Here is a 13,293-nt window from a genome sequence, read left to right on the forward strand (position 1 = left end):
AAGCTACACCTCCACATCATACGGTTCATAATCTTTCCTAAGCGGATACCCTACCCAATCATCCGGCATTAAAATGCGAGATAAATTAGGATGATCTTCAAATACAATACCGAGCAAATCATACGCTTCACGCTCCGGCCAATCTGCCCCTTTCCAAAGCGGCGTTACCGATTTTACTTGCGGCGCTTCCCTATCCAACTTTACCTTCACTGCTACTGACTGTTTCTTTCCATATGAAAATAAATGAACGTATACTTCCATATTTGTCACAAAATCTGTCGCATGTAGCTCTGACATATAATCAAAAGCAAGTCCCTCATGGAATCGTAGCAATTCCATCACTTCATAATATTTTGAAGGCTCCACCACAAGCGTTGGAACATCTTTTGAAAGCTTATTAATATAGGAATCTACTAATGCATATTCTCCTATTCTCTCCTTAACAACCTCCACATAGCGATTTAAATATGGTTGGTTAACTGATGGTTCTTCCTGCTGCGGTTCATCTTCCTTCTTACTTTCAGCTCCCTTTGCCTTTGCCCTTGCCGCAGCTGCGGCTTTCGCTTTCGCGGCTGCAATTGCCTTTGCTTTCTCATCTCCAGAATCCCCATCACCTTGTGAGGCTTTCTGCTTCGCTAACGCTGCCGCTTTTGCTTTGGCGGCTGCTACGGCCTTTGCTTTAACTTTTTCCTCGTCCGTTACTCCTTCTGTTCCTTCTCTCTTCTGCTTCGCTAATACCGCTGCTTTTGCTTTGGCGGCTGCTGCGGCTTTCGCCTTCGCTTTGGCTTTTTCCTCTTCCGTTACTTCTTCTGTTCCTTCTCTCTTCTGCTTCGCTAATACCGCTGCTTTTGCTTTGGCAGCTGCTGCGGCCTTCGCCTTCGCTTCGGCTCTTTCCTCGTCCGTTCCTTCTTCTGTTCCTTCTTCTGTTCCTTCTCGCTTTTGTTTCGCTAGTGCCGCTGCTTTTGCTTTGGCGGCTGCTGCGGCTTTCGCCTTCGCTTTGGCTTTTTCCTCGTCCGTTACTTCTTCTGTTCCTTCTCGCTTTTGTTTCGCTAGTGCCGCTGCTTTTGCTTTGGCAGCTGCTGCGGCTTTCGCCTTCGCTTTGGCTTTTTCCTCGTCCGTTACTCCTTCTGTTCCTTCTCTCTTCTGCTTCGCTAATACCGCTGCTTTTGCTTTGGCGGCTGCTGCGGCTTTCGCCTTCGCTTCTTCTACATTAATCCCCTTATCATTTGGTAGCGCTTTCTCTTTTTCTCGATGTTCTCCTTCAAGTTTAGACATTTCCGCCTCATGTTTCGCAGCAAGACGTTTTCGCGCTTCCTCTTTCGCATGACGGGCTGCTTCTCTTTTCATACTTTCTAAGTCTTTATTTGGATCACTCATTTATTCGTCACCTGCTTCCCGGTCCTCGCCTCGTAACGAATTTTTTCTTTTAATTTATTAATTCCATAAATTAAAGCAGCAGGATTTGGAGGGCATCCAGGAATATACACATCAACTGGTACAATTTGATCTACACCTTTCACAACAGCATACGAATTCACATACGGACCACCGGCTGTTGCACAAGATCCCATCGCAATTACCCACTTCGGTTCAGGCATTTGATCATATAAGCGCCGAACAATAGGTGCCATTTTCTTCGTTACCGTTCCTGACACAATCATGACGTCCGATTGTCTTGGTGAAGTCCGAAAAAATGACCCAAATCGATCTAAATCGTAATGTGATGAACCTACTCCCATCATTTCAATCGCACAGCATGCCAGTCCAAATGTCATCGGCCATAAAGAGTTACTCCGTGCCCATCCCTTCAACTGTTCCAATGTAGAAAAAAAGATATTTCTTTCTAATTCCGCTCGCTCTTGTGGGTGTAATTCCTCAAAATTTATAACCATTGTAACACCTTCTTTTTCCAAGCATACGCTAATCCAACCAACAACATCACAACAAAAATGAGCATTTCAATCAGTGCAAATAAACCAAGCTTGTCGTATGCGACAGCCCATGGGTATAAAAATAAAGTTTCTACATCAAAGATGACGAACAATAAAGCGAAAATATAATAACGAGCATGAAACCGAATATTTGCATCATGAAAAGGCTCAATCCCACTCTCATACGTCGTCGCTTTCGCTGCACTCGGTTTGTTTGGACGCAGCATTTTCCCTAATGTAAGAGCCACTACCGGCAGCAATATACCTAATAGCAAGAAAATCAAAACGATCATATAACTATTTTCATATACACTTGCCATTGTGAAACCCTCCCCCCTGAATTAAGAACAAGTTCACATAGTAAACAATATGTCTTACTTGCATTATTTATTATTTTTAAATTTTTCTAAATAATGCAACTATTTAATTCATTATAGCAAACTTCAAATTCCTATGTCGATATATTGGGAACAGAAACAACAATTAATACTTGCTGAGCAAATCTATTTTTACAACTCATTATAAATGTGTAAAATAAATATAGAAATTCTATATGTTTTCAAACAATCATAAAAAACATAAACTACAAAAAGGTGGTTCTTATGTATATACAGTGGGTGATATAAATGAAAAAACAAACACATATAAGTATTCTAATAAGCATTTCATTGTTGTATATAGCTATTCATTACGTATCAATGCCCTTTTTATATGAGTACGCACTCCCATTTCAAATATTAACTGGAATAAGTACCATATTAATTGATATTACAATTTGTAGTTATATATTTTATTTTTCAAATATAAAACAAGGGTTATCTCGTTTGTTTTGGATAACATTAACTATCGGATCCTTCTCTTATTTTATTGGCGATATAGTAGTTGCTTATCAACGCTTAATTCTGCATGACTACTATACATTCGTTGATCCATCAGACTTTTTTTACTTATTATTTTTAATTAGCTTTGCATTTGCCTTTCTATATGAAATTATTTATGGCCGAGACTTATTGGATCAGCTTTTTACGATATGTGATATTTGTATTATTGTTACGGCTCAATTTACTTTAAGTTACTATTTGCTTATTGAAAAAACCATTCATATTTTTACAACATCATATATCGACATGTTTGTTCAACTCACTTATCCAATGGCTGATTTACTCTTTCTTTTAATAGGAATCAACCTTTTATTTAGACCATTATTCTTACTCCCAAAACAAGTTGGCGCTCTTCTTGGCAGTGCTTTAATTTTATATGCTACTACAGATGCTATTTATGCTTATATAAAATACTTCCAGCCTGAACACTCTATGTTCGCAGTTGCTCCATTCTATCAAGTAACCTTATTATTGGTAGCAATCGCTTGTATACTTCATACTAAAGAGCCTGAAAAACAAGAACAAGTATTACTAACGCCTCAATTTGGTGAATCAATCCGATTATCGTTACCGTATATTTCTGTAGTGATGCTTATTATTTTTATATTGGTCGAAAATGTTTTTGCACCTATCGTAATAATTGGACTTATGCTAACTTTCGCCTTCGTTCTCATACGCCATATGTTAGTTCGAAGACAAAATAAAATATTATTGCTAGCACAAATGCAATTCAGCTTAGAACTCGAGAAACAAATCGAACTACGTACAGAAGATTTAGTAGAACAAAAAAATGAGTTATATCATAACCAACAAATGTTTAAATCTTTATACGAGCATCATCCAGATCCAATTTTCACATTAGATTTGTACGGTAATTTTCTCAATGTGAACAATGCTGGAACTACTTTACTCGGTTATCAAACGAATGAATTATTAAACCAACCATACTATTCACTTATGTATGAAGAAGATTTAGAAGAAATCATTACCGCCTTCCATCACGTGAAAAAAGGGAAATCTATTTCTTTAGAAATACGGGCATATCATAAAAATAGAGATATTTACTACTTGCACGTTACTGCTGTTCCCATCTTTTTAAAGGAACATATTTCTGGGGCCTATTTAATGATTAAAGATATTACAGAAAGCAAACGGCAACAAGAACAAATTAATTTCCTAGCATATCACGATACTTTAACGGAACTTGCAAATCGCCGTTCATTTCATCAGCAGTTAGAAAAAGCAATTGCACGAGCAAAAATATCAAAAAGACCTTTTGCTGTTATGTTTCTAGATCTAGATCGCTTTAAAGTTATTAATGATACACTCGGTCACCGGGTAGGAGATCTCTTATTAATTGCAGTAGCGAAAAGGCTCGAAAGAATATCAACGCGGGATATGAAACTTGCTCGGTTAGCCGGGGATGAGTTCACAATCCTTATCGAAAATTATCAAAAAAGGACCGATGTAAAAAGGATAGCTGATATGTTTGTAGTAGCCATGAACGAACCATTCGAAATCGAAAATCAACATTTACGAATCTCACCGAGTATCGGGATTGCCATATACCCTGAAGCAGGCGAAGATCCACTGTCTATTTTACAACATGCCGATATGGCCATGTACGAAGCAAAAAATAAAGGGAAAAATTGTAGCTCTCTTTACACGAAAGAACTATATAAGAAAATGGAACGAAAAGCTCGAATCGAAAAAGATTTGCCACTCGCTTTAGTAAACAATGAATTTTATCTCGTCTATCAACCACAAATTGATACGACAACAAATAAAATTATCGGTGCTGAAGCATTAATACGTTGGAAACACCCGCTCCTAGGTGACATTTCACCATGTGAGTTCATTCCAATTGTGGAAGAGACTCCGCAGGTCATCCCACTTGGACATTGGGTGCTACGAGAATCTTGTCGTCAACTAAAAATATGGCAAAGTTTTGGATACACAAACTTAAAAATAAGTGTCAATTTATCAGCGAAAGAATTTCAACAAAATCAATTAATCGAAAATATTTCACGAATACTAAGGGACGTTAAGATTGACCCGAAAGATGTAACACTTGAACTAACAGAACGAATTGCGATGATTGATGAAAAAGAAACATTATCAAGACTAAAGCAATTAAAAGAATATGGTATTCAAACGTCCATTGATGACTTCGGTACCGGCTACTCTTCTCTTGCTTATTTATCAATTTTCCCTATCGATACATTAAAAGTACCAAAAGAATTTACACAACTAGCCGATCATCGGCCTGAAGAAAGAGCCATCGTTTCCACTATCCTTTCTCTTGCAAATACTTTAAATCTCTCTGTCGTTGCTGAAGGAATTGAAACAGAAAAACAGCTTAAGTTTCTGCAAAAAAACAACTGTAAATACATGCAAGGTTACTATTTCAGTAAACCTCTAACAAGTAAACAGTTTATAAAATTTCTACAAAAAACACCCAGTATGAACCAATAGTTCACACTGGGTGTTTTTTAAAGTACCGGAATTTTTTTTTCGTAATATTCTTCTGCAATCTCTTCGTAAAAAGCTGCTGTCGTTGTATAAAAGTATGGAATCAACCATAAAAATCCAATCCCTAATGTAATACAACTTAATATAAACCAACCAATAAAACTTAAACATAAAATGAAATACTCCATCTTATGTCCAGCCATCATACGACGACTTTCTGTAATAGCTTGATTTATTGAATACTCAGGATGATCATTTATAATAAAATACGTCATCGCATAAGAAAATGATTTAATAATGCCTGGAATAATAAATAGTAAGCACCATAAGAAAATATAAATGTTTACTACTATATATAATAAAAATGACTTTATAAACTTACTTCCTTCTGTAAACCATCTAAATATATGCCCAATACGCGCTTCTTTTTCACGAATTAAATGTAGCGCTAAATAATAACCACCTAGCGTTAATGGACCTACCAACAATATTGTAATAACGTCTACTGAAAGTGAGTTATTTACTTCTTTCCAATCCCAAACCTGAGAGAAAATGAAATCAATACTAAAACTAAAAGCTGACATAAGAATCGAAATAAGTAATGTTGCCCCAACAGCTAATCCCCATTTTCCTTCTAGTGAGTCCAGCGCTTCTCCTTTTAAATCACTAATCATACTTAGCCCCCTGTACGTAATAATTCTATTAGTATAGCACGTCCTTACTGCAATTCACCTTTTGCAATATAGCGATAAAAATGTGCTGTCGTTGTACCTACATATGGACTAAGCCAAAGAAATCCTATTCCAAGAGTAAGAATCGATAAAATAGCCCATCCTATGAAGCTAAGCCATAAAAGAAATAAATCTAGTTTATGTCCCTTCATAAAGTTCTTACTTTCTTTCATAGCCTGCGAAACGCTATAATCTGGATTTTCAATCATAACATAATATGTCATTGCATAAGAAAAATACATCACAATCATTACAACAATCGAAATAGCTAATAGCACAAAGAAAGCAATCCTTAACGATACATTCCCTTCCTCACCAAAAAATCCGAATACACCTAGTAACACCATTGGAATCCACGTGCCTGTATATAACAAAATCGCAAGCATAGCCCACATTGTTTTCATCATTCTTTTAAAGCCGCGAAATCCTTCAAATAAATAATCTACTCTAGCATCTTCTCGTTTACTAATTTGTAGCAATACATTCGTATAACCGTATGATGTAATACTATAAGATGCATTACTCAAAATAATCATTATGCAATAAAAAATTCCAAATGTAATACCTGCCCCGACTGATATTGTTTCCTCTTCAATTGAGCCCGCTAAACCAACAACTAAGAAAAATATAATAATTCCTGGAATTAAAAGTATAAGCATTGCGGCCATTGAAACAACATAACTTAAAATAATATGTAAAATCGTTGATCCAACACCTAGTCCCCAGTTTCCCTTTAAAGAGTACAATACTTCTCGTTTCATTTCACCGATCATTTATACAGCTCCTTTATGAAATATAAATTGTTATATATTCTCTACTTATACAAACAACAATATAATTATACCAATTTTGTAAGTTTATTCTATCTATTAAATTGAGTTTCAGTTTCGGCACTTAAATAAAACACAGCTATGCATGGCTAGATGCTCTCTCCTACCTAAAAGAAGAATTTTTTCCCTCTTTTTATTTATATCCATAACAAAAAATCCGTAAAGGCAGGAGCCCTTACGGATTTTTTTACTTCATATCAGAAACGTTTAAACGGTTCACAGCACGTTGTAATGCCATTTCTGCACGTCTAAAGTCAACATGTGCTTGTTTATCTTGCATACGTTGCTCAGCGCGACGTTTCGATTCATTTGCACGATGGATGTCGATATGGTTTGCTTCTTCAGCAGATGATGATAATACAGTTACTTTATCTGGACGAACTTCGATAAAGCCACCGCTTACTGCTACATAATCAGTGTGCCCACCATTTTTCAGACGAACCGCACTAATTTTTAATGGTGCAACAGTTGGAATGTGACCTGGTAAGATCCCCATTTCCCCACTCTCTGCTTTTACGCTTACCATTTCTACTTCTTTTTCGTAAACCGGTCCATCAGGAGTTACAATACTGACTGGAAATGTCTTCATAATTCGTCCCTCCTAAGGCCTTACGCCATCATTTTCTTCGCGTTTTCAATAACTTCTTCAATGCTACCTACTAAGCGGAATGCATCTTCTGGAAGGTCATCATATTTTCCTTCTAGAATTTCTTTGAAGCCACTAACTGTATTTTTCACAGGTACATAAGAACCTTTTTGACCTGTAAACTGCTCAGCTACGTGGAAGTTTTGAGATAAGAAGAATTGGATACGACGAGCACGATGTACAACTAACTTATCTTCTTCAGATAACTCATCCATACCTAAGATAGCGATGATATCTTGAAGCTCTTTATAACGCTGTAATGTTTGCTGTACTTGACGAGCTACTCCATAATGCTCTTCTCCTACGATTTCTGGAGAAAGTGCACGAGATGTAGATGCTAATGGATCTACGGCTGGGTAAATACCCATTTGTGTTAAACGACGCTCTAAGTTTGTTGTTGCATCTAAGTGAGCGAACGTTGTAGCTGGTGCTGGATCCGTATAGTCATCGGCTGGTACATATACCGCTTGGATAGACGTGATAGATCCTTTATTTGTAGATGTAATACGTTCTTGTAATTGACCCATTTCTGTTGCAAGTGTTGGTTGGTAACCTACCGCAGATGGCATACGACCAAGAAGGGCAGATACTTCAGAACCTGCTTGCGTGAAACGGAAGATGTTATCGATGAACAATAGTACGTCTTGTCCTTGCTCATCACGGAAATGTTCAGCCATTGTTAAGCCTGTTAATGCAACACGTTGACGTGCTCCAGGTGGCTCGTTCATTTGTCCGAATACCATCGCAGTTTTCTTAATTACGCCAGAATCGCTCATTTCGTGGTATAAGTCATTACCCTCACGAGTACGCTCACCTACACCAGCGAATACAGAGATACCACCGTGTTCTTGTGCGATGTTATTGATTAATTCCTGAATTAATACCGTTTTACCTACACCGGCACCACCGAATAGACCGATCTTACCACCCTTAATGTAAGGAGCAAGTAAGTCTACTACTTTAATACCAGTTTCAAGAATTTCTACTTTAGTAGATAATTCTTCGAATGCAGGTGCTTGACGGTGAATTGGATCACGGTGTACATCCGCAGGAAGTTCACCATCTAAGTCAATTGCATCACCTAATACGTTAAATACACGACCAAGTGTTGCATCACCAACTGGTACAGAGATTGCTTTACCAGTATCTTCTACTTCTGTGCCACGAACAAGTCCATCTGTGGAAGACATTGCAACTGTACGAACTGTGTCATCACCTAAATGAAGTGCAACTTCAAATGTTAAGTTAATGCTTGTTCCGTTTTCGTTGCTTTGTTTTACCGTAAGGGCGTTGTAGATTTCTGGTAGCTTTCCGCCATCAAACTTAACGTCTACAACCGGACCCATGATTTGCGTAACGCGCCCTTTATTCATCGGGTTCCCTCCTAGCTTTCTTTTAATTAGCCAGCTTTCTAAGAGAAGCCGGCTTTTAATTTTTTATTAGTTTAGCTTATACGGCTCAAAACCGCTTTCGCCTTTTATTGAATCTAGCTCCAGCGGTTAGAATGTTCGGTGGCTTCGCTTTTTCCTGCGAGGCACAAATCGCCTCTACGTCAAAAGCTCCATCCCCCTCTCATTCTGAACGAACCGCTTACGCTTTTTATTGAATCTAGTTCCAGCGGCTAGAACAGTCGGTCATTTCGCGCCTTCCTGCGAGGCAAACTACGCCTCTTCGTCAGGAGCTCCAATGCCCTCTTGTTCTGGACGAGCCGCTTCCACCTTTTAATACTATTCTAACGCTGCTACTCCACCAACGATTTCCGTAATTTCTTGCGTAATCGCTGCTTGACGCGCACGGTTGAATGAAAGTGTAAGTGAATCGATAACTTCCATTGCGTTGTCTGTAGCACTCTTCATTGCTGTCATACGCGCCGCGTGCTCACTTGCTTTACCGTCTAGTAATGCACCGTACACTAAGCTTTCTGCGTATTGTGGCAATAATACTTTTAAAATTTCTTCTTCAGAAGGTTCGAATTCATAAGCTGTCGTCGGTTTATCAGACGCCACATCCGTAAGCGGTAAAATTTTATTTTCCGTTACTTCTTGTGAAATTTTACTTACATAATGATTGTAGTAAATATACAGCTCATCATAAGCACCATCTGCAAACATCGCAATTGCTCGAGAAGCAATATCTTTAATATCAGTAAATGATGGGTGGTCAGATAGTCCAACTACTTCATCAATGATGTTAAAGCCGCGACGTTTTAAATAATCACGTCCTAGTCGTCCAAGCACAATAATTGAATATTGGTTTGAATCCATATTATGACGTTCACGAATTACGTTACTTACTGTACGTAATACGTTACTGTTATAACCACCTGCTAGTCCGCGATCAGATGTAATAACGATGTATCCTGTACGCTTTACAGGACGCGCATTTAGCATTGGATGATTAATTCCTTTACTTCCTTGCGCAATGCTCGCTACTACTTCTTGAATCTTTTCCATATACGGAACGAAAGATTTAGCATTTTGCTCTGCACGGTTTAACTTAGATGCAGATACCATCTCCATCGCTTTCGTAATTTGACTCGTTTTCTTTGTCGAGTTAATCTTCGCTTTTATATCGCGTAAAGATGCCACAGGTTTTCACCACCTTTTTTCCGGAAGTTGGCACGATTAGTAAGAATCCTCTTCCTAATCTACGTTGCAAGATATTCTTGCTCATGATTGAAGGAAAAGAATAGGTGCACCTACTCTTTTCCTTTACATAACCGTCAGCAATCTCAAAACTTGAGATGCCTTTTTATATTATCTAGCTCCAGCGGCTTGAATGCTCGGTGGCTTCACTTCTTCCTACGAGGCAAAGACCGCCTCTTCGTCAGAAGCTCCATCCCCCTCACATTCAGAACGAGCCGCTTCCGCTTTTATTTATTATTCAGAAGCTACGAATACTTTTTTAAATCCGTTAATTGCTGCTGCAAATTTGTCGTCATCCGCAAGTTTCTTAGTTGTGCGGATTTCGCTTAATAGGTCAGCTGCATTTGAATCTAACCAAGCATGGAATTCTTCTTCGAAACGAGTGATATCTACTACTGGGATATCATCTAGGAATCCACGTGTTAAAGCGTAAAGAATGATAACTTGTTTCTCTACACGTAACGGTTTGTGTAATCCTTGTTTTAATACCTCAACTGTACGAGCACCACGGTTTAGTTTCGCTTGTGTTGCTTTATCAAGGTCAGAACCGAACTGAGCGAACGCTTCTAACTCACGATAAGATGCAAGGTCAAGACGAAGTGTACCTGATACTTTACTCATCGCTTTAATCTGAGCTGATCCACCTACACGAGATACAGAAGTACCCGCATCGATTGCTGGACGTACGCCAGAGAAGAATAGGTCAGATTGTAAGAAGATTTGTCCATCCGTAATAGAAATTACGTTTGTTGGGATGTAAGCTGATACGTCCCCTGCTTGTGTTTCGATGAAAGGTAGTGCAGTTAAAGAACCGCCGCCTCTTGCATCACTTAATTTTGCTGCACGCTCTAATAAGCGAGAATGTAAGTAGAATACATCCCCTGGATATGCTTCACGACCTGGAGGACGACGTAATAGTAATGAAAGCTCACGGTAAGCCGCTGCTTGTTTTGATAAGTCATCATATACTACTAATACGTGTTTACCATTGTACATGAACTCTTCACCCATTGTTACACCAGCGTAAGGAGCTAGGTATAATAATGGAGCTGGTTGAGAAGCTGATGCAGTTACAACGATTGTGTAATCTAATGCACCGTGCTTACGTAGTGTTTCTACTACGTTACGTACTGTTGATTCTTTTTGTCCGATAGCTACATAGATACAAATCATATCTTCATCTTTTTGGTTAATGATCGTATCAAGTGCAACTGCTGTTTTACCTGTTTGGCGGTCACCGATGATTAACTCACGTTGACCACGGCCAATTGGTACAAGAGCATCGATCGCTTTAATACCTGTTTGAAGTGGTTCATGAACAGATTTACGATCCATTACACCTGGTGCTGGACTTTCAATTGGACGAGTGTTTGTTGTATTGATTGGGCCTAAACCATCAACTGGTTGACCTAATGGGTTTACAACACGACCGATTAGTTCTTTTCCTACTGGTACTTGCATGATGCGACCAGTACGACGAACTTCGTCACCTTCACGGATTTCTGTGTAAGGTCCTAAAATAATGATACCTACGTTGTTTTCCTCTAAGTTTTGTGCTAGTCCCATAACGCCGTTAGAGAACTCTACAAGTTCACCAGCCATAACGTTATCAAGACCATGAGCACGCGCAATACCGTCACCAACTTGGATAACTGTACCAACATCACTAACTTCGATTTCAGACTGATAGTTCTCGATTTGTTGCTTTATCAGTGCGCTAATTTCTTCAGCTCTGATGCTCATGTGCTTCACCCCTATCTATTCTTCATTAATTCACGCTGAATACGTGCTAATTTGCCTTGTAAGCTTCCGTCGTAAATGCGATTTCCAATACGTACTTTAATGCCGCCTAGTAAATCTTCATCCACAACATTTTTCACGCGAATTGCATCTTTTCCTGTTTTTTTTGCAAATGCTTCTGCAATGTTAAGCTTTTCTTCTTCTGATAGAAGACGAATAGAATATACAGTTGCATCCGCTACGTTACGTTCTTCATTAGCAAGAACAACATATTCATTTGCAATTTCAGGTAGGATATCAATACGCTTGTTATCAATTAAAATATATAACGTATTTAAAATAGATTCAGAAACAGATGCGAATACGTTTGCAAGAAACGTTTTCTTCTGCTCTTTTGAAATGTTCGGTTGCGTTAAAAAGCTATGTAGTTCTCCGTTCTTTGTAAAAACGTTTTGTACAAGGCGTAATTCCTCTTCAAACATTTCTAATACGTGTTTTTCTTTTGCAATTTTAAAAAGAGCGACAGCATAACGTTTTGCTACAATCCCATTGCTCATCGCGCTTCTCCTACTTCTTTAATATAATCGCGAATTAACTTCACTTGATCTTCTTCTTTTAGTTCTTTTTCAATTACTTTAGAAGCAATATGAACAGATAAAGAAGCGACTTGTTCTTGTAAAGCAGCAATTGCTTGCTCTTTTTCGCGTTGAATTTCTTGTACAGCAGCTGTTTTAATTGATTCTGCTTCTTCTTTCGCAGCAGCAACAATAACATCCTTTTGATCTACAGCTTGTTTCTTCGCTCTTTCGATTAACTCTTGTGCTTCAACACGCGATTGTTTTAACATTTCACGTTGTTCTTCTACTAATTTCTTCGCTTCAGCATTACTTCTTTCTGCAGCGTCGATTTCATTAGTAACATGCTCTTCACGTTCTTTCATAATTCCCATTAAAGGACCCCACGCGAATTTGCGTAGCATTACTAATAGAAGTAAGAAAATGAACAATGTATAAGCAATCGTTCCAAATGGAATGGAAGCCCCTAATAATAAAGTTGGCACAAGGATTCACTCCCTTCAAAATATCTAAATTGATCATATGAAAAAAAAAGACATACGTTTCGTTCATAAAGCAATGGCGAAGAAAGTTCGGAAAAACACTCTTCGCCATCTATGTAAGGGGAGTCTCCCTTATTTGTTCATTACGATGAAAGCAATAACTACACCGATAATTGGAAGTGCCTCAACTAATGCAACCCCGATGAACATAATTGTTTGAAGTGCGCCTTTTAATTCTGGTTGACGAGCAACACCTTCGATTGTACGTGATACGATAAGACCGTTACCAATACCTGCACCTAATGCTGATAAACCAATTGCAATTGCAGCTGCGATTACACCTAAACTCATTTAATTTGT

General features: G+C 38.3%; 13 protein-coding genes. 1 reads left to right on the plus strand and 12 read right to left on the minus strand.

Annotated features, from left to right (window positions below):
• Positions 1-3: 3 nt before the first annotated feature.
• Genes KPL75_RS13080 through nuoA form a run of 3 tightly spaced genes read right to left on the minus strand, consistent with a single transcriptional unit; the run spans position 4 to position 2,251 of the window.
• Positions 4-1,377 (minus strand): NADH-quinone oxidoreductase subunit C, encoded by a 1,374-nt coding sequence (locus KPL75_RS13080; protein ID WP_219920939.1) that lies wholly within the window; start codon positions 1,375-1,377, stop codon positions 4-6.
• Positions 1,374-1,892, minus strand: a complete 519-nt coding sequence (nuoB, locus tag KPL75_RS13085) for an NADH-quinone oxidoreductase subunit NuoB (RefSeq protein WP_002089729.1) — start codon at positions 1,890-1,892, stop codon at positions 1,374-1,376. Before nuoB ends, KPL75_RS13080 begins: the two co-directional genes overlap by 4 nt.
• Positions 1,883-2,251 (minus strand): NADH-quinone oxidoreductase subunit NuoA, encoded by a 369-nt coding sequence (gene nuoA / locus KPL75_RS13090; protein ID WP_000179270.1) that lies wholly within the window; start codon positions 2,249-2,251, stop codon positions 1,883-1,885. Before nuoA ends, nuoB begins: the two co-directional genes overlap by 10 nt.
• A gap of 306 nt (positions 2,252-2,557) precedes the next feature.
• Between nuoA and KPL75_RS13095 the strand changes: the two genes are divergently transcribed.
• Positions 2,558-5,287: a putative bifunctional diguanylate cyclase/phosphodiesterase gene (locus KPL75_RS13095; RefSeq protein WP_219920940.1), complete on the plus strand. Its 2,730-nt coding sequence runs from the start codon at positions 2,558-2,560 to the stop codon at positions 5,285-5,287.
• 17 nt (positions 5,288-5,304) lie between these two features.
• Here the strand turns inward: KPL75_RS13095 and KPL75_RS13100 are convergent, their stop codons facing one another.
• The 9 genes from KPL75_RS13100 to atpE form a co-directional block, all read right to left on the minus strand.
• Positions 5,305-5,958 carry a DUF975 family protein gene (locus KPL75_RS13100; protein WP_219920941.1) on the minus strand — a complete coding sequence of 218 codons (654 nt, stop codon included), beginning with the start codon at positions 5,956-5,958 and terminating at the stop codon, positions 5,305-5,307.
• Positions 5,959-6,002: 44 nt separating this feature from the next.
• Positions 6,003-6,788 (minus strand): DUF975 family protein, encoded by a 786-nt coding sequence (locus tag KPL75_RS13105; RefSeq protein ID WP_219920943.1) that lies wholly within the window; start codon positions 6,786-6,788, stop codon positions 6,003-6,005.
• Between the two features lie 244 nt (positions 6,789-7,032).
• A complete protein-coding gene (gene atpC, locus KPL75_RS13110) occupies positions 7,033-7,434 on the minus strand; it encodes a F0F1 ATP synthase subunit epsilon (protein WP_002016279.1) in 402 nt (133 codons plus the stop codon).
• Between the two features lie 20 nt (positions 7,435-7,454).
• Positions 7,455-8,864: a F0F1 ATP synthase subunit beta gene (gene atpD, locus KPL75_RS13115; protein WP_219920944.1), complete on the minus strand. Its 1,410-nt coding sequence runs from the start codon at positions 8,862-8,864 to the stop codon at positions 7,455-7,457.
• A 354-nt stretch (positions 8,865-9,218) separates the two neighbouring features.
• Positions 9,219-10,079: a F0F1 ATP synthase subunit gamma gene (atpG, locus tag KPL75_RS13120; RefSeq protein ID WP_002016283.1), complete on the minus strand. Its 861-nt coding sequence runs from the start codon at positions 10,077-10,079 to the stop codon at positions 9,219-9,221.
• 291 nt (positions 10,080-10,370) lie between these two features.
• Positions 10,371-11,879 carry a F0F1 ATP synthase subunit alpha gene (gene atpA, locus KPL75_RS13125; RefSeq protein WP_000027515.1) on the minus strand — a complete coding sequence of 503 codons (1,509 nt, stop codon included), beginning with the start codon at positions 11,877-11,879 and terminating at the stop codon, positions 10,371-10,373.
• 11 nt (positions 11,880-11,890) lie between these two features.
• Positions 11,891-12,433 (minus strand): F0F1 ATP synthase subunit delta, encoded by a 543-nt coding sequence (gene atpH / locus KPL75_RS13130; RefSeq protein ID WP_002130060.1) that lies wholly within the window; start codon positions 12,431-12,433, stop codon positions 11,891-11,893.
• Positions 12,430-12,936: a F0F1 ATP synthase subunit B gene (gene atpF, locus KPL75_RS13135; RefSeq protein ID WP_219920945.1), complete on the minus strand. Its 507-nt coding sequence runs from the start codon at positions 12,934-12,936 to the stop codon at positions 12,430-12,432. The genes atpH and atpF overlap by 4 nt, the downstream gene beginning before the upstream one ends.
• Positions 12,937-13,065: 129 nt before the next feature.
• Positions 13,066-13,284, minus strand: a complete 219-nt coding sequence (gene atpE, locus KPL75_RS13140) for a F0F1 ATP synthase subunit C (protein ID WP_000052064.1) — start codon at positions 13,282-13,284, stop codon at positions 13,066-13,068.
• Positions 13,285-13,293: the final 9 nt, after the last annotated feature.

This window comes from Bacillus sp. NP247, assembly GCF_018966865.1.
Lineage (GTDB): Bacteria > Bacillota > Bacilli > Bacillales > Bacillaceae_G > Bacillus_A.